This window comes from Halococcus salifodinae DSM 8989, from assembly GCF_000336935.1.
Classification (GTDB): domain Archaea; phylum Halobacteriota; class Halobacteria; order Halobacteriales; family Halococcaceae; genus Halococcus; species Halococcus salifodinae.
In genome coordinates this window covers 135,272-151,517 of record NZ_AOME01000015.1, presented here as the reverse complement: position 1 = coordinate 151,517, position 16,246 = coordinate 135,272, and the positions used below count along the sequence as shown (strand labels likewise).

Annotated in this window: 13 protein-coding genes and 1 pseudogene; 5 read left to right on the top strand and 9 right to left on the bottom strand. The window is 65.8% G+C overall.

What is annotated here, in order from left to right; translation table 11 throughout:
- Positions 1-132: 132 nt before the first annotated feature.
- On the bottom strand, positions 133-876 hold the full coding sequence (locus C450_RS03725) for a DNA polymerase sliding clamp (RefSeq protein ID WP_005040171.1): 744 nt from the start codon (positions 874-876) through the stop codon (positions 133-135).
- A 182-nt stretch (positions 877-1,058) separates the two neighbouring features.
- Here C450_RS03725 and C450_RS03720 point away from each other — a divergent pair, with 182 nt between their 5' ends.
- Positions 1,059-1,277: a zinc ribbon domain-containing protein gene (locus tag C450_RS03720; protein ID WP_005040168.1), complete on the top strand. Its 219-nt coding sequence runs from the start codon at positions 1,059-1,061 to the stop codon at positions 1,275-1,277.
- Positions 1,274-1,435 carry a hypothetical protein gene (locus tag C450_RS22300; RefSeq protein WP_169317803.1) on the top strand — a complete coding sequence of 54 codons (162 nt, stop codon included), beginning with the start codon at positions 1,274-1,276 and terminating at the stop codon, positions 1,433-1,435. The genes C450_RS03720 and C450_RS22300 overlap by 4 nt, the downstream gene beginning before the upstream one ends.
- 19 nt (positions 1,436-1,454) lie before the next feature.
- Here the strand turns inward: C450_RS22300 and pstB are convergent, their stop codons facing one another.
- The 4 genes from pstB to C450_RS03700 all read right to left on the bottom strand — a co-directional run bounded on the left by pstB (position 1,455) and on the right by C450_RS03700 (position 6,326).
- Positions 1,455-2,435, bottom strand: coding sequence for a phosphate ABC transporter ATP-binding protein PstB (gene pstB / locus C450_RS03715; RefSeq protein ID WP_005040163.1), 981 nt, complete (start codon positions 2,433-2,435; stop codon positions 1,455-1,457).
- Positions 2,428-3,996: a phosphate ABC transporter permease PstA gene (pstA, locus tag C450_RS03710; RefSeq protein WP_005040160.1), complete on the bottom strand. Its 1,569-nt coding sequence runs from the start codon at positions 3,994-3,996 to the stop codon at positions 2,428-2,430. Before pstA ends, pstB begins: the two co-directional genes overlap by 8 nt.
- Positions 3,993-5,084 (bottom strand): phosphate ABC transporter permease subunit PstC, encoded by a 1,092-nt coding sequence (pstC, locus tag C450_RS03705; RefSeq protein ID WP_005040158.1) that lies wholly within the window; start codon positions 5,082-5,084, stop codon positions 3,993-3,995. The genes pstA and pstC overlap by 4 nt, the downstream gene beginning before the upstream one ends.
- A 63-nt stretch (positions 5,085-5,147) precedes the next feature.
- A complete protein-coding gene (locus C450_RS03700; RefSeq protein ID WP_005040156.1) occupies positions 5,148-6,326 on the bottom strand; it encodes a PstS family phosphate ABC transporter substrate-binding protein in 1,179 nt (392 codons plus the stop codon).
- A gap of 327 nt (positions 6,327-6,653) precedes the next feature.
- Between C450_RS03700 and C450_RS03695 the strand changes: the two genes are divergently transcribed.
- Positions 6,654-7,409 carry a 23S rRNA (uridine(2552)-2'-O)-methyltransferase gene (locus C450_RS03695; protein WP_005040153.1) on the top strand — a complete coding sequence of 252 codons (756 nt, stop codon included), beginning with the start codon at positions 6,654-6,656 and terminating at the stop codon, positions 7,407-7,409.
- A 230-nt stretch (positions 7,410-7,639) separates the two neighbouring features.
- Here the strand turns inward: C450_RS03695 and C450_RS03690 are convergent.
- Both C450_RS03690 and C450_RS03685 read right to left on the bottom strand, forming a co-directional pair.
- Positions 7,640-8,437, bottom strand: a pseudogene (locus tag C450_RS03690) (queuosine precursor transporter).
- A 78-nt stretch (positions 8,438-8,515) separates the two neighbouring features.
- Positions 8,516-10,771 carry a twin-arginine translocase subunit TatC gene (locus C450_RS03685; RefSeq protein ID WP_005040147.1) on the bottom strand — a complete coding sequence of 752 codons (2,256 nt, stop codon included), beginning with the start codon at positions 10,769-10,771 and terminating at the stop codon, positions 8,516-8,518.
- 116 nt (positions 10,772-10,887) lie between these two features.
- Here C450_RS03685 and tatC point away from each other — a divergent pair, with 116 nt between their 5' ends.
- Entirely contained in the window at positions 10,888-11,697 is an 810-nt protein-coding gene (tatC, locus tag C450_RS03680; RefSeq protein ID WP_005040145.1) for a twin-arginine translocase subunit TatC, read from the top strand.
- Positions 11,698-11,742: 45 nt separating this feature from the next.
- On the opposite strand, the gene C450_RS03675 is transcribed toward tatC, so the two are convergent.
- Complete coding sequence (locus tag C450_RS03675) at positions 11,743-12,861, bottom strand: ORC1-type DNA replication protein (RefSeq protein ID WP_005040143.1); 1,119 nt, start codon at positions 12,859-12,861, stop codon at positions 11,743-11,745.
- Positions 12,862-12,956: 95 nt separating this feature from the next.
- Positions 12,957-14,951: a helix-hairpin-helix domain-containing protein gene (locus tag C450_RS03670; protein ID WP_005040141.1), complete on the bottom strand. Its 1,995-nt coding sequence runs from the start codon at positions 14,949-14,951 to the stop codon at positions 12,957-12,959.
- A gap of 371 nt (positions 14,952-15,322) precedes the next feature.
- Between C450_RS03670 and larE the strand changes: the two genes are divergently transcribed.
- Positions 15,323-16,228 carry an ATP-dependent sacrificial sulfur transferase LarE gene (gene larE, locus C450_RS03665; RefSeq protein ID WP_005040139.1) on the top strand — a complete coding sequence of 302 codons (906 nt, stop codon included), beginning with the start codon at positions 15,323-15,325 and terminating at the stop codon, positions 16,226-16,228.
- Positions 16,229-16,246 lie beyond the last annotated feature (18 nt).

The following is a 16,246-nucleotide window of genomic DNA, read 5'->3' as shown; positions in this document are numbered from 1 at the left end:
GGCGCTCCCGTCGGTCGCGCCTCTCACCGCTCGTCTTCCGAGCTCTCCTTCGCTTCGCTCAGGAGAACAGGTTTTTGGACGGGGTTCGAGGCGAGCGAAGCGAGCCGAGGACCCCGTGTAAAAAAGTGGATTTCAGTCCGACTGGATCCGCGGCGCGAGCATGAACGTGACCGAGCCCTCGGCCTCGGCGATGTCGAAGTGGAACTTCACGGGGAACTCCTCGCCGAGATCGAGCGTGACCTCGGCGTTGCTCGGGATCGCCTTGTTCATGTCCTTCAGGTAGTCGAGGCTGTACAGCGAGTGCGCCGGGCCGGCGGTGAGATCGATGAGGTCGTCGCGGTCGAGCTCGAAGTGGACGTCGTCGGTGTCGCCCTCGGCGTCGACGTAGAACTGTTCGTCGTCCTCGTTCACGCCGAGCGCGATGTGATCGCTCACCATGTCCGCGGCCGTCACCGCGCGGTCGATGTCCCGCCCTTCGAGCACGATCGTCGCGGGAAGATCGAGATCGGGGATGTCGGGCTCCTGGCGAATGGAGTCGGGATCGATCAGCGCGAGCGTGTATTCGAGGCCGTCGATCGAGATGTGGAGCTTGCGGGTCTCCTCGTCGAGTTCGAGATGCACGAGGTCGTCGGAGCTGGCCATCCCGGCGATGTCCTGGAGTCGCGAGAGATTGACGCCGATCACGCCACCGTCGGCCTCGTAGGACTCGAAGGCCGCTTCAGAGAGCGTGAGGTCGACCATCCCGACGTTCGCGGGATCCACCGCTCGGATGGCGATCCCGTCGTCGTTGAGATGGATCTTACACTCCTCGACCAGGACGCTCACCGAATCGAGAGCCGTTCCGAGCGTCCCGGCGCTCACGATGGCGTTGAACATGGACGCGGTACGACCAGCCGGGTTATAAAAGGTGCGCGTTGCGGGCGGCCGGAACCGGCCCGATCCGCCGTCGGAGATCGAACGGGCAAGGATCGGTCCGATTGAGTGGACGAAATCGGACAGCCGCGAGGGCGTCTGCCGAGTCGGAGAAAGATTAAGACAGTTGCCAAGATATTCGGTGAATGGTTTCCGAATCCGGCGGTGACCGCGGGTGTCCGAAATGTGGCCACACCGAGACCGATGTCGGCGAGATCTCGACGACCGGCGGCGGCCTCTCAAAGATGTTCGACATCCAGACGAACAGTTTCAAGGTCGTTTCCTGTGTGAACTGTGGGTACTCGGAGCTCTACCGTGACACGACCTCGGGCTCCAGCGACATCGTCGACGTCTTCCTCGGATGATGGCTGCGTCGGGGGTGTTCGTCGTCTTCGCGCTGCTCGCGGTGGCAGCGCCCTTCGCGCTGTACTACTTCGTACGGGCCGAACACGACGAGCGCGAGGAGATGGATCGACGGGACGCCGAGCGAGCAGCACGACGCGACACGCGCGATCGGCAGTGAGAGCGGGAGAGAACGACGTTCAGCCGAACTTCCCCGTAATATAGTCCTCGACGCGCTGACTCTCGGGGTTTTCGAAGATCTGGTTGGTGTCGCCGTACTCGACGAGCTCGCCGCCAGTGAGAAAGACAGCGGTCTGGTCGGAGATGCGGGCGGCTTGCTGCATGTTGTGGGTGACGATCACCACGGTGTACTCCTCGGCGAGATCCTCGATGAGGTCCTCGATCTTCGAGGTCGCGATGGGGTCAAGCGCGCTCGCGGGCTCGTCCATCAGGATGACTTCGGGATCGACTGCGAGACACCGTGCGATACAGAGACGCTGCTGTTGGCCGCCCGACAGTCCGAGCGCGTTGTCGTCAAGTCGATCTTCGACTTCGTCCCAAATCGCCGCCTGCCGGAGCGACCGTTCGACGATCTCGTCTTCCTTCTCGTTCGTGTCCCGACCGAACAGCCGCGAGAGAAGTCCTGTTTTGATATCGCCGTGTTTTCGCGGGCCGTAGACGACGTTGTCCCGGATCGACTTCGGGAACGGGTTCGGCTGTTGGAACACCATCCCGACGCGCTTTCGCAGCTCGACGAGGTTCGCTCCGTCGCGGTAGATCTCCTCGCCGTCGACCGTGACCGAGCCGTCGATCGCCGCGGCACGGATGCGATCGTTCATCCGATTCAGACACCGGAGGAACGTCGATTTCCCGCAGCCCGACGGCCCGATCAGCGCGGTCACGCTCTGCTCGGGGATCTCGATCGAGATGTCCTCGATCGCGCGATCGTCGCCGTAGTGGACGTTGAGATCCGTGGTAGTGACCTTCGCCGCACCGGCGTAGTCGTACTCGACCCACTCGTCGTGGACCGTCTCTTCGGTCTCGCCGGCCGTCGTTTGCCGTCCCGATGGCCGCGTATCGGTTGCTGTGCTGTCCGTTCGGTCGGTTCGGTCAGCCTGGTCGGTTCGGTCGGTCCCGTTCGTCGCAGTGTCGGGTCGTGGTTGGTTCTCTGTTTCACTCATAGCGTAGTTTCCTCCGAAAGTACGCCCGCGTCGCGATCCCGATGGCATAGAAAGAGAGCACGACGAGCAGCAAGACCAGCGCCGTTCCCCACCCGAACGCCTCGACGTCGGTCGCGCCGACGCCCGCGGTGATCGTCGCGTAGAGCTGGTAGGGGAGTGCGCTGGCCGAGGTCAGCAGTGCGTCGTTGGTGATAAAGGGTGGCGTCGTGGTGAACGCGAACGAACCCAACACGTTCGGTGTCGAGTTCGGGAACGGCGACCCCGCCATCACGACGAGGATCGGCGCTGTCTCGCCCGCGATCCGGCCGACGCCGAGGATGACGCCCGTGACGATACCCGGCACCGACGCCGGCAGCACGACGCTGCGGATGGTCTGCCACTGGCTCACTCCGAGCGCGGCGCTCGCGTCGCGGTACTCGTCGGGAACACTGATGATCGCCTCACGGCTCGTGATGAGCACCAGCGGGAGTAGCATGAACCCGAGCACGAGCATTCCGGCGAACAGCGACGTGGTGTTGCCGAAGCGCGGAACGAGAAAGGCGTATCCAAACAGCCCGAAGACGATACTCGGCGTGCTCCAGAGCCCGTTGGTCGCGATCTCGACGATCCGGGTGAACCCACCTTCGTCGGCGTATTCGGTGAGAAAGAGCGCCGCACCGACGCCGAGCGGCACCGCAAAGAGCACTGCACCGACGACGAGCCACGCGGTCCCCAAGATTGCAGGCAGCACGCCCGGGATATCGACGTAGATGCCCTGCGAGACGTTCGTGATGAACGGCCACGCGAACCCATCGAGACCGATCTCGAAGCCGTCGGTGAGCTTCGGCAGCCCCTGCATGGCGACGAACGCGATCAGCAGGACGAGGATCGCGAGAATCGAGAACGTGTTGATTCCGATCAACAGGTACGCACCGGTCTGCCGGCCCCGGCTGCCAAAGCCCGCGCTCGCCTTCGCGGCCGGCCACGCCGCGAGCAGGCTACAGAGGATCGTCAGCAACGGGACGACCACCGGCGCATGAAAGGACGCCGCAAAGCCCGTCGGGGACCACACCCAGTCCGGACCGATGATACCCGTGAGAAAGAGGAGACCGACGCCGACGGCGAGGATTCCCGCCGGGATCGTCGCAGCGATGTCCTCGCGCGCGCCCACCACGCCGACCGCCGTCACCGCCCCCGCGGCCAGCGCGGCCGGCAGCCACGCGATCACACCTAGCCCGAGCGTCTGTGAGACGAGCAGGCCAGCAGCGACGAGTGCCGAGAGGCCGAACGCGGTCGCGGCGGCGATTCCTCCTGTGTCGCTCGGTGTCGTCGTGACAACATCGGTTCGCGAGGCGACGCCGAGCCCGAGAACGATCGCCCCGACGACGACCAGGCCGACCCCAAAGAGGTCGTAGAGAGTGAAACCGAGGAGTTCGGACGTGGGCGGCGTGATCCGGAACAGCGCCGTCCACGAAAACAGGAAGGCGAGGAACGAAAGCCCGACCGCGAGCGCACTCGCACGCTCGAACGCTGATGAGCGCCCCTCAACGAGCGTCGCATCAGTTCCGTACGCGTCACTCATTGGTTCCCACCGAGGTTGCGTTCCATTCGCTCCTCGATCAGCTGGGAGCCGATCGAGAGGAAGAGCACGGTGACGAACAGCACGACGCCTGCGCCGAACAGCGCGCTCAGGTGGAGTCCCTGGGCGACGCCGTACTGGTTGGCGATCACGCTGGTGAGCGTGATGGTGTTGTCGAAGGCGTCGAACAGCGGCCCAGGGAACTCGGTGACGTTGGCGAGGATCACCGTCGCGGCCATGGTCTCGCCGACTGCACGACCGACGCCCAACAGGACGGCGGCCGAAACGCCCGAGAACGCCGCCGGGATCGTGATCCCCATCGTGGTCTGCCACTCGGTCGAGCCGAGCGCGAGCGAACCGCTCTTCATCGACTCCGGAATGGACGTCAGTGCGTCCTCGGCGACCGAGACCACGGTGGGCAGCGCCATCAGCCCGATCACCATCCCCGCGACCACGAGGCTCCCGTTCGAGGCGAGATCGAACGTGTCCGACCGGCTGAAGTAGCCGTTGATGACGATGAATCCGAGCCAGCCGTAGACGATCGACGGGATCCCCGCGAGGATCTCGACGCCCGGCTTCACGATGTCCCGAAGCCACCCGGGCGCGATCTCCGCGAGGAACACGGCGCTCGCGATCCCGAGCGGACCGGCGATAGCCATTGCGAGGATCGTCGTCACGACCGTGCCCCAGATCATCGGGGTGAGCGAGTACACCGAGCTTGCGGTGTCCCACAGTCCAGCCTCGCCGGGATTGATTCGTGTGATGAGATCGAGTCCCATCAGCTCGAACACCGGCCACGCCTCCCGGAAGAGGAAGACGATGATGAGCCCCATCACGGCGACGGTGAACGCCGTCGCGAGGAAGGTCAGCGCCTTCGCCGTTTCGGCCTGGTGGGCGTACCAGCCGAAGCCCACCACGACGAGGAACCCCAGCAAAAACACCGCCGTCAAGCTCGACTGGACGAGAAACCCGACCGCGACACCCGCGAGGGTGAGCGCGCCGATCGCACCCGCAACGAGGGCACTCCGGTCGGTGTCGGTGGTCCTGTCGCCGAGGCTGCCCGGCAGCCACTGTTCAGGGATGGTCGGCATGCGAATATGGATGTTTCATTTGATGTCTCAGTTGTGTGAGGGTCGGCCGACCGGCCGACGACCTCAGCTGCTCGCGTTCCCCGAGGACGCGTTGCCGGAGGACGCATTGCCGCCGCTGTACTCGATCTGCTTTTCGGGATCGGCGAGTTTGCTGCGCTCCTCCTCGCGGCGGTTGGGTGGCAGTTTGAAGTAATCGTTCGCCGCGACGAACTGCTGCTGGCCGAACTCGGTGAGCAGCATGTTGATGAACGCGGACTCCTTCGGCGAGGTGTCCTTCCACGTGTAGCAGTGGAGGTCGCGCGAGAGCGGGTAGTCCTTCGAGCCGAGGTTCTTGCCGAGCTCGTAGGTGGTCCCGTCGAGTTCGAGCGCGATCGCGGGTGCGCCGTTGCCGGTGAACGCCAGCGCGATGTACGCGATCGCGTTGTCGGCGTTGAGCACCGTCGAGCGGACCTGCTGGTTCTGGCCGATCCGTTGGGAGCAGGCGATCTCGGCGTTCGGATCACCGAGGAAGTTCGCTCGAAAGGCGGTATCGGTGCCCGACCCCTCCGCACGACAGATGTTCTGGATCTCCTTGTCGTCGCCGGAGTACGAATCGATCTCGGACCAGTTGGTGATCTCACCCGTGTAGATGCCGCGGAGCTGCTCGCCGGTGAGTTTCGTCACGCCGGCATCCGCGATCGCCTGGCTGACGATGACCGGCTGGCCGTCGACGCCGACGACGTGATCGACGAAGTCGTCGTAGCTCTCGCGCTCGGGGAGTTCGTCCTGGACGGGCGCGCTGGAGTCACCGATGTCGACCTGGTCGTTCATCAGCTTCTCGATCCCCGTCCCCGAGTGGCTGAGACCGACGTTGACCTGGTAGGGATCGAGCCCGTAGATGCTCGCGAAGAACTCGGTCATCGGCATGTCGGGGCTGCCGAGCGCCTCGTAGCCGGGGGCGGTCCCCTCGTCGTTCGATCCCCAGTACTCGCCGTCATCGGCCGGCGGGTTGGAGTTCCAGACCGACGATCCGTCGCTCGTGATCGGATAGACCGTCGAGGAGCCGTCGGCGGTCAGCGCGCCGCTCGACTGCTGTGCGCTGCCCCCGCTGATCCCCTGGCCACCGCTCGTGGAACCGCTCCCGCCGCTCTCGTTGCCGCCGCCACTACCGTTGCCACCGCTGCCGTTGTCACCACCGCCGTCGTTGCCGGAACCACCGGTACAGCCAGCAACCCCGATCGCGGTTCCGGTGCCGATCCCCATCAGTACGCGGCGTCGCGTCGCTTTGCGCGTCATCGCGTGAAAACGAGGGGGGTTACTACATAGTTGCTTCTAATATATATAAATTGGTGGGCGGAGCAGGACAGGCTGCTATATATCGATACAGCGTGGTTCGGACAGTCGGTGGAAAGTCGTCGTTCTCCCGTGGTTGTCGATAGCACCGCCTGCCGACCGAAACGGGATGACGGCTGAACGAGTGACAGTTGAGCGAATGACGGCTGAGCGAGTGATGGGTGAACGAATGACGGCTGAGCGAGTGACGGCTGAACGAAGGGCGTTTACGCACACACGGTCTACGCCAACCAACGAATGTCGGGTCGGGACGAATACTACAACAAGGCCAAACAGCAGGGTTACCGCTCGCGGTCGGCGTACAAGCTCCAGCAGATAGACGACACCGCCGACCTCATCGCTCCGAGCGACACCGTGATCGATCTCGGGGCCGCGCCCGGCGGCTGGCTCCAGGTCGCCGCCGAACGTGCGGACGGCGGTCGCGTGGTGGGCGTCGACCGCCAGCGCATCGAGTCGATCGACGGTGTCGAGACGGTCCGCGGGGACCTCACCGAGGAGAGTACCCAAGCGGAGATCGCAGAGCGGGTGGGAAAAGCTGATCTCGTGCTCTCGGATATGGCTCCGAACATGACCGGCGAGTACGAGCTCGATCACGCCCGCTCGATCCATCTCGCGCGTCAGGCGCTCGACGTGGCGCGAACGATCCTCACACCGGGCGGCGATCTCGTCGTGAAAGCCTTCGACGGCCGCGATCTCGACGACCTCGAAGCCGATATTGAGGACGAGTTCGAGTACGTTCGGACTGTGCGCCCCGACGCCTCCCGGGACGAATCGTCCGAGCTCTTCCTCGTAGGGAAAGGTCGGATGACCGCGCCGGTAGCGGTGGATGACGAACTGACCGTCGAGATCACCGACACGGGCGACGAGGACGACGGGATCGCGAAAGTCGACGATTATACGCTGTTCGTTTCGGATGCAGAGGAAGGCGAGACGGTTGAGGTTCGGATCGAGGGCGTGAAACCGCGCTTCGGGTTCGCCGAACGGATCGATTGAGTCGGGTTGTGGCTCGGACTCACGAATCCGGTGGAATGATTCGTACTCACGAGTCCGCGACGAGACCGCGAATCCCGACACAACTGAGAGACCGCAGGCCACACGCCTCCCCAACCGACTCCTTCGCTGCGTTCGCTTCGCTCACTCCGCTCAGTCATCCCTCGCGCAATGTCCGCGCTCGGTGTTCGCTGTCGCTCACACACGAGCGCGAGCGCGCGCCAACCGTAAAATCAGTCGGCGCTAGCCGTCGGTCGGGCGTCGCTCCGCGAGCGCTCGTAGCCGACGATGGCGTAGACCACGGGCGTATCGAAGACCGCGATCAGGAGTTTGAGGAGGTACTGGCCGACACCGAGCGCGAGCAGGACGGAGGCTGTCTCTTATACACATCTCNTAGCCGAGGAAGTAGTTGAACATCACCGGGAGAACGAGGAAGAAGGCGAAGCCGCCCCCGATTATCGCGAACACGAGGCTCGTGGGGACGGCTGCGAGGTAGTACCGGCGCTCACGAAGATCACGGTGTCGAGCGCCTGGCTCGTCGCGGTCGAGCCGACGTTCCGGAGCCAGAGCGCGCGCCCCTCGGTGTAGTCGCGAAGTTGGTGGAAGACGAACACGTCCCAGTTCTGGCTCACGACGTACGCGAGCAGGCTCCCGAGCACGACGTTGGTGCTCGCGCCGAGCACCGTCGCGAACGCCGCGGGATCGACGCTCGACGTGGCGGCGGGCGCGGCGATCGTCCCCCAGACTAGTCCTAAGAGAACGAGATTCATCGCGAAACCGATGTTCACGAGGACGTGGGCCGCACGCCGGCCGTAGAGTTCGGCGTAGCAGTCCGATGCGAGGAACGTCAGCGCGTACGCGAGCGACGCACCGGGGAGGATCAGCGTGTCGCCCGTGACCGGGAGCGAGAACGGGATCGAAAACCCGAGGATTTTGGTGGCGGTGAGCTGGGCGGTCACGAGCGCGGTGACGAACAGCGCGATCAGCGCCACCTGCATGCCGGATGCACGTCCACTGTGGGACGTACTCATCGGTCGGTCCTCCTGCGTGTGGCTGCGTGTCGCCGGATCATACCCGGGAGTTCCCGGGCGAGCAGTTAGGCCGTTCGATCAGTCGGCGCTCTCGCCCGGCTCCTCGCCCCACGAGGCGCGCCGGCCGCCGAGGGTGTAGAGCCAGAGCAAGCCGAGCCCCAGCCCGTAACACAGCATGATCGGGATCCCGAGGATGAACATCATGAACACGCCGCGTGGCGAGACGTAGGCGGTGATCGCGAACACGCCGACCGTGACCTCGCGCCACCGATTGCGCATTCCCCGATAGGGGATCAGGCCACCGCGATGGAACAGCACCATCGTCACCGGAACGAGCGCGAGCAGCCCGATCCCGGCAGTGGTGAAGAAGACCAGCCAGCCGGCGGCCGAGATGCGGTAGGATACCACCATCCCCGCACCGATGGCGTCGCCAGCGAGCCACGAGATCACCGCGGGCGCGATCGTGGTGTAGCCGACGGCGATCCCCCCGATGAGACTGACGAACAGCGCGCCGGCCCAGACGATGAGCACGCGCCGGTCGCCGGCCGTGATCCCGCGCTCGCGCAACGCCGGCCACGCGTAGTAGAGCAGGAGCGGCAGGACCGCGAGCGCCGCGAACAGCGTACTCAGCTTGATCGCGAAGACGAGCCCCTCGGTCGGATGGAGTTCGACGATCCCCACCTGCTCGGGACGAACGGTTGCGGGCAGCCGGCCGAGGAAGTCCCCACGGATCTGGTCGATCCCGGGAGCCGACTGCCCGGGGAGGTTCCCGAGGAACCAGAGGAAGGTCCCGGCGAGCACCGACATGAAGATCGCGAGCAACAAGAACGCCCGCGATCGGAGGCTGTCGAGCACGAACGCGATGTCGTAGTAGTACCCGCCGACGTCCTCCTCGGTCGTCTCTTCGGTGGTGAACGCGTCCACGACGCCCGTCGTGCGGCTCAACACCGGGTTCGCGTCGTTCCCCGCATCGGGTGCCGAACCAGGTTCGCCCGGATGTTCGGCTTCGTCGAGGGCCGTGTCGGACTCATCCTCCGTCTCCGCGGCTGCTTCCGCCTCGTCGAACCGATCGAGGATCGCCCGGGCCTTCTCGGGTTCGCCGTCGCTCGTCGCCATACTGGCCTGAGCGACCGCCTCCTGTTCGCTCAGACCGCGAAACGCCTCGGTCGGGGCGGCCCGAACGCCAGCCGCGTCGAGGGGTTCGAAATCGATCGCGGTCGGATCACCGGCTCGGCCGGTCTCCGTCGCGGCGCTGCCGGCGGCGCGGTAGAGCGCGTACGCGAACGAGAGCACGAGAACGGCGACGAACGCCGCTCCCGCGACGACGGCGATCGCGAGATCGCGCGGCAGCCCGAGCAGCGGGCCGATGTACGTGAACACCGGCTCGCTCGGCGAGATGTAGGGGATCGCCGGCACCACGGTTTGGTTGACGAACCCGCCGAAACCGGCGACGATCAGGGCGGCGATCGCGCCCGCCACGATCGTCGGAACCGCGAGGATCGCGCGCCAGCGCTCCCTGAGCACCCGCCCCGCGTCGACCGCGCTGCCGCCGCGCTGGAGCGTCACCACGACCTTGGTGAGACCGAGACTGAGCGCGTAGAGCGCGATGATCGGTACCGCCCAGAGCACCTGCGTGAAGGGATCCGGTGGCGAGAACAGCGCACCGAAGCCGAACGCGCCGATGATGGCGTACTTCCACTTCTCACGCCACGTCTCGTAGGGGACGATACCGGTGAGCGAGAGGCCGGTCATCGCGAGCGGGAGCTGGGCGGCGAGCCCGAAGGAGAGCATGAGCAGGAAGACGAACTGCGCCCAGAGCGTGATCGAGTAGGTGGGCTGGAAGCCGGCCCGGACCGAAAGCTCCGCGAGGAACGAGAACATCAACGGGAAGAACACGAAGTAGCCGTAGGCGACGCCACCGAGAAAGAGCAGCGCAGCGATCAGCCCGATGGCAGCCACTTTCCAGCGCGAGCCGACCGTGACCCAGTAGCCGCGCTCGCGGAGCGCCTCGCGCGAGTAGTAGAGCAGAACGGGCAGCGCCACGATCCCGCCGACCGCGAGTGCGATCTTCGCCTGCAACAGCGGCACTTCGAACGGGGTGGTGCCGATGACCGAGGTCTCCTCGGCGACATCGGCCGGAAGTTGCGCGAAGAGATCCGTCTGCAGGCGATCCCAGACGTAGAGCCAGAGCGCGTAAAACGAGCCGAGAAACCCGATCAGGAAGGCGATCGCGACCTTCTGGAGATGAGTCTGGGCGGCCGACAGCATCGCCCCGAGCGTCTCCCGGCCGCGTGCGACCGATCGGCGGACATCGTCGTCGACGGCTCCCGACATTCGTTGCTTCGGTGGGCGTAGCCGACACCTCGTTATCAATCTTGTCTACCAGTGCTCGCGTTCTCCCGGCTGCCGAGAAGAAAGTTTACAACGCTCACCGGCAAACCCACCGTCAGATGGCCGAGTCGACGGAGACGGGCGGGACCACCGCAAACGAGCCCGCCGACACCGCACCGCTCAACGACAGCGAGATGCCGCTCGCCGATCACATCGAGGAGATGGTCAAACGCCTCGGAATCGTGATCGTGGCGATGGGCGTCGTGAGCGGCGTCGTCTTTCCGTTTGCCGACGACCTCATCAACTTCATCTGGTACGCCTTCCTCCCCGGTTCACCCACAGCCTGCCCGGTCACGGCTGACCAGGCGAGCGCAGCCTGTCCGTACGTTTACGACCCGCTAGCACTCGTTCTCGCCCGGCTGAAGGCGGCGTCGCTCGCGGGGTTCGTCGTCGCGCTGCCGCTGTTCGTCTATCAGACCTATCGGTTCATGCGCCCTGGACTCTACCACAAAGAGCGCCGGTACTACCTCGCAGCCGTCCCCACGAGCCTCGTGTTCGCGATAATCGGGGTCGGCTTCGCCTTCTTCCTCGTTCTCCCGGTGATGTTCAACTACTTCCTCGGCTACTCGAAGCCCGTCGCGGAGATCGCGTTCGGGCTCGGTGATACGTTCGGTCTGATGACGCTGCTGATGGGCTTTTTCGCGCTGGTCTTCCAGATCCCGCTGTTCGTGATGCTCGCGATCATGATGGGACTCACGACGCGGGCGTGGCTCACGAGCCGGCGGCTCTACTTCTGGGGTGGGTTCGCCGGGGTCGCGTTCCTGTTCAGCCCCGACCCGACCGGGATGGCCCCCATCATCGTCGCCGCGACGATGATCGGACTGTTCGAGGGCACACTCCTGTTGCTCAGATGGACCGGGCGCGGCTGATCGGGCGCTGAGGACGCAGCCGAGCGAAAACGGATCGAGACGGTCTCAGAGCCGGTCGAGGATCACGTCGGCGTCGTGGGCGAGCGAGAGTTCGCGCGAGCGTCCACGACCCTCGACGCTGGTGTAACTGGCGTCGACGAGCCCCAACTGATCGAGCTTGTTGATAAGTTCGGAGTAGCGGGTGTAGCCGAGGTCGGTTTCGTCGTGAAACGCCTCGTACACCGTGCCGGCGCGCTCGCCATCGTGATCGGCGATCACCCGCAGGAGGTCGCGTTCGGGATCGGTGAGTTCGCCCAGCCGCCGCGAGAGGTGGACGTGTTTGGCCTTCTCGTAGGCCGACTCGACGTCCTCGATCGTGACGGTGCGGCTCCCGCGCGACTCGGCGTGGAGTCCCGCACGCCGGAGGAGATCGATCCCCACCCGGAGGTCGCCGGTCTCGGCGGTCAGCTCGGCCACCAGATCGAGCGGGCGTGGGCCAAGCACGTCGTTACGGAAGCCGCGCTCGACGCGCTCACGAAGGATATCGACGATCTCGCTTTCGTCGTACGCCGAGAAGTACACCTCCTCGGGCCGGAACACCGACTGGACGCGTTCGTCCAGATCGGCGATCACGTCGAGATCGAGATCGGAGGAGACCAGAATGACGCCGACCTTCGCGCCCGCGTGGGTCTCGTGGGCGCGCAGGAGCGAGTAGAGGGTTTCGGAGGCCTCGCCCTCGTAGAAGAGGTAGTTCACGTCGTCGAGGCACACCACCAGGACCTCGCCCTCGTCGGTGAGATGGTCGGTGATCTGCTCGAACAGGCTCTTGAAGGAGATCCCGCTCGCGGGCGGTTCGTACTCGAAGATCGCCTCGAAGAGCCGCGAGAACACCGCATACCGGGTCGAATCGACCTGGCAGTTCACTCGCACCGCTCGGACCCCACGCCGTGCGTCGAGTTCGCCGAACAGCTTCTGAACGGCGGTGGTTTTGCCGGTGCCGGGCGGCCCGCGAACCATCGCGTTCAGCGGACGCGAGCCCCGGACGGCGGGCCGGAGCGCGTACTGGAGGCCGTCGAGCTGGTCGTCGCGGTGGTGGAACGTCTCCGGGAGGTAATCCACCTCGAAGACGCCCTCGTCCCGGAAGACCGACTCGTCCCACGAGAGCATGTCGCCGTCGTCGGCCATCACTTTCACCTCGCTCCCCGCCGGCTTCAAGGCTTCGGCGGCCCTGTGCTTGCAGGGTCTGTCGTCCCAACGGCTCGTGGATAATGCCGAAACGATCACTCGAATTTTTCCAGTAGGCGCTCGTAGAACGGCTCCGCACCGTCGGCGGTCGTACCACCGTCCTGGGTGGCGAGCTTCTCGACGATGAGTTCGGGCGTCGAGCGCGCGAGGACGTCTTTCTTCGGCGAGCGCTCCACGACGAGCTCGCCCCCTTCCAGTCCGACCGCCTCGATGCCGTCGACGGGGACCTCGAACCCGGCAGCCTCGCGAATTTCGCCGGCGAGGTGGGAGACGAATACGGCAGTGGTCTCGTCGCCCGCGAGCTCTTCGAGGATGCCCGCGATGATCCGGGCCGACGCACCCGGTTCGGTGATGCTTTCGAGTTCGTCGACCAGCACGAGCCGGCGACCCACCCCCGAGACGAGGCCGGCGAACTCCCGGAGAGTGGACTCGAACGCGCCCGCGTCGAGAGTGCCCTGGCTCTTCTCCTGGTAGTGCAGCGAGTCGTAGCGCTCGACTACCGCCCGCTCGGTGGGGACGGGCAGCCCCATGTGCGCGAGGATCGTGACGAGCGCGAGGAGATCGAGGGTCGAGGTTTTCCCGCCGCTGTTGACCCCCGAGAGCAGCGTCGGGCCCGCGACTTCGTAGTCAATCGGCTCGACCGCGTCGAAGTCGACGTCGAGGAGGGGCAAGCGGCCGGCTTCGATCGCGACTCCTCTTCCGCCAAACTCGGGCAGCGTACACTCGAACTCGCGGGCGAAGCGCGCGACGGCGAGTTCGACGTCGCGTTCGAGCGCCGCGCCGACGAGCGCCTCGCAGTCCTCGCGCAGATCGGCGAGGTCCGCCGCGAGGTCGCGCTTTATTCTACTCGCTCGCCGGTCGCGCGCGGCGGTGAGCTCCTCGCGGAGTCGGCTCACGACATCCTCGTCGTGTTCCACAGGAAAGGTGGGCTCCTCGGGGAACGCCCGCGCGGCGATCTCGCTTTCCCCAGGATCGAGATCGAGCGCGTCGACGAGATGTTCGCGTGCGGCCTCGATCGCTTCGGCGTGCTCGTCGGCGAGTTCCCGCGAGAGCAGCGAGTCGACGCCAGCGCCCTGCTCGACCAACGAGAGCAGGTCCGAACCCTCGATGGTGACATCGCGCTCCTCGATCGCGGCGCGGAGCCGATCGTTCGCCACGCTTTCACCTGTGGAGATCGCCGCGTCGAGGTCGTCGACTGCCTGACGCAGCCGCGCAAGCTCGTCGTCGGGAACCACGCTTCTCTCGTCGTCAAGCCGGCCGAGTGCGTCGTCAAGCGCCGCGAGATCGCAGGGCGTGTCGAGATCGGCGGCCCGTGCAACCGCGGCAGCCGCCTGAAGCCGATCGCGGTTCTCGGCGAAGAAGGCGAGCAGCCGTTCGGGCACCACCATTGCGGGGCGTTCGAGCGCGTCGGGTTCGACCCGGACGTCGCCCGCGATATCGATCCCGGCGAAGGATTCGTCGAGGACGATCACCGTCGAGTACCCCGTCGCGAGGTCAGCGAGGTCGCGGGCGTCCTCAACGATCTCGACCGAAATCTCGGGGTAGGCGGTCTCGGCCGCGGCGTGGCGCTCGGCATCGGCGGTGGCGAGACACCGCTCGCGGACTCTGAGTCCCGAGGGCGATTCGAGCGGTTCGACGCCAGAGAGTGCGTCGAGCACCTCGGGACCGGGTTCGCGCGCCATCGCCTCCGTGGTCCACTCACGCACTTCTTCGATCCGTGACTCGCTGCTGGCGGGGTAGAGCGTTTCGAGCCGCCGTGCGGCGTAGTCGGTGACCGCGCGTTCCTGAAGCAGGGAGAGCGCGTCACGGTAGATCTCGCGGGCGCGGTCGGTCGCGAGGAACTCCCCGGTGTCGTCGTGCTCGGCCTGGATCGCCGCCCGCGCGATGGTCGCGGCTCGCCCCGGCGAGACGCCGGGAGCCTCGGCGAGCGCCGCCACGTCGCCCGCCGCGAGCGCGCGCTCGGGCTCGTCGAGCGCCGCGAGGCGGTCGGCGGTTTTCGGACCGACGCCGGGGACCGATTCGAGGTCCATCGCTCGCGTCAAGCCCCGCCGGGGGCAAAAACCATCCGGGGAGCGATCGATTTGTCGGTGGGCAGTGCTACTTACCGACCACCGTGGATTTGAGGCGTTGGCGCGCGGGAGCACGTCGAAGACGCGCGACTCGTGCGAGGGATGACTGAGCGAGGGAGCGGAGCGACCGATGCGAAGGAATCGGTTGGGGAGGGTGTGGCCTGCGGTTCTCATTTGGGCCGGATATCGACGGTGCGTGGATTTCAGCACCAGTACACAGTCACGATCGGCGGTTCAGGAAGCAGTCTGTGGGTCTCGCTGCAAAGAGAAGATGTGGACTGGTCCTCCCGCAAACGCAACGCGCTTTTGGCCCGCGGCCCCGAATCTGAGCCATGAACGTCGAGGCGAAGGCAGCCGCCGTCCGTGCCGATCTCGCCGAACGCGACGGGGTCTTGATCGCGTTCTCGGGTGGCGTGGATTCGAGCGTCGTCGCGGCGCTCGCCCACGACGCGCTCGGCGAGGATGCCGTGGCCTGCACCGCGAAAAGCGAGACGCTGCCGGCCGCCGAACTCGACGACGCGAACCGAGTCGCCGACGAGATCGGCGTTCGCCACGAGATCGCGGAGTTCTCGGAGCTCAGTAGTGATGAGTTCGTGGCGAACGACGGCGATCGGTGCTATCACTGCCGCACGATGCGGCTCTCGGCGATGTTCGACGCCGCACGGGAGCTGGGGATCACGACGGTCTGTGACGGGACGAACGCCTCCGATCCCGGCGAGGGCCACCGACCGGGTCTCCGGGCGGTCGAGGAGCTGAACGCCTACTCTCCACTATTGGAACACGACATCACGAAGGAGGAGGTTCGGGGGATCGCCCGCGAGTACGGGCTCTCGGTCGCGGACAAACCCGCAATGGCGTGTCTCTCCTCGCGGATTCCCACTGGGTTGGCTGTCACCGAGGAGCGCCTCTCGCGGGTCGAGAAGGCCGAAACCCTGCTCCGAACGTGGGGGTTCGAGCAGTTCCGGGTGCGCGATCACGACGGCCTCGCGCGCATCGAGGTCGCGCCCGAGGAGTTGGAGCGCGCACTCGATTCGGACTTCGTTCGAGCGGCCCGCGAGCATCTCGCCGACATCGGCTTCGAGCACGTCACCCTCGATCTCCACGGCTACCGCACCGGAAGCGTCAGCCCAGGGGATGATGGGGGAGCCGAGACGGCGGCCGAAGCAGAAGGCGACGCGTCGGACACCGTTTCCGGCGACCTCGATCTCGGTGCAGAGTACCCGACCGCCGAGGACTGAGATCGACGGCAGCCCGGG

Bases quoted from the DNA above. Each gene is read 5' to 3' on its own strand.
- C450_RS03725 (WP_005040171.1), bottom strand. From the start codon at position 876: ATGTTCAACGCCATCGTGAGCGCCGGGACGCTCGGAACGGCTCTCGAT.
- C450_RS03720 (WP_005040168.1), top strand. From the start codon at position 1,059: ATGGTTTCCGAATCCGGCGGTGACCGCGGGTGTCCGAAATGTGGCCAC.
- C450_RS22300 (WP_169317803.1), top strand. From the start codon at position 1,274: ATGATGGCTGCGTCGGGGGTGTTCGTCGTCTTCGCGCTGCTCGCGGTG.
- pstB (WP_005040163.1), bottom strand. From the start codon at position 2,435: ATGAGTGAAACAGAGAACCAACCACGACCCGACACTGCGACGAACGGG.
- pstA (WP_005040160.1), bottom strand. From the start codon at position 3,996: ATGAGTGACGCGTACGGAACTGATGCGACGCTCGTTGAGGGGCGCTCA.
- pstC (WP_005040158.1), bottom strand. From the start codon at position 5,084: ATGCCGACCATCCCTGAACAGTGGCTGCCGGGCAGCCTCGGCGACAGG.
- C450_RS03700 (WP_005040156.1), bottom strand. From the start codon at position 6,326: ATGGGGATCGGCACCGGAACCGCGATCGGGGTTGCTGGCTGTACCGGT.
- C450_RS03695 (WP_005040153.1), top strand. From the start codon at position 6,654: ATGTCGGGTCGGGACGAATACTACAACAAGGCCAAACAGCAGGGTTAC.
- C450_RS03685 (WP_005040147.1), bottom strand. From the start codon at position 10,771: ATGTCGGGAGCCGTCGACGACGATGTCCGCCGATCGGTCGCACGCGGC.
- tatC (WP_005040145.1), top strand. From the start codon at position 10,888: ATGGCCGAGTCGACGGAGACGGGCGGGACCACCGCAAACGAGCCCGCC.
- C450_RS03675 (WP_005040143.1), bottom strand. From the start codon at position 12,861: ATGGCCGACGACGGCGACATGCTCTCGTGGGACGAGTCGGTCTTCCGG.
- C450_RS03670 (WP_005040141.1), bottom strand. From the start codon at position 14,951: ATGGACCTCGAATCGGTCCCCGGCGTCGGTCCGAAAACCGCCGACCGC.
- larE (WP_005040139.1), top strand. From the start codon at position 15,323: ATGAACGTCGAGGCGAAGGCAGCCGCCGTCCGTGCCGATCTCGCCGAA.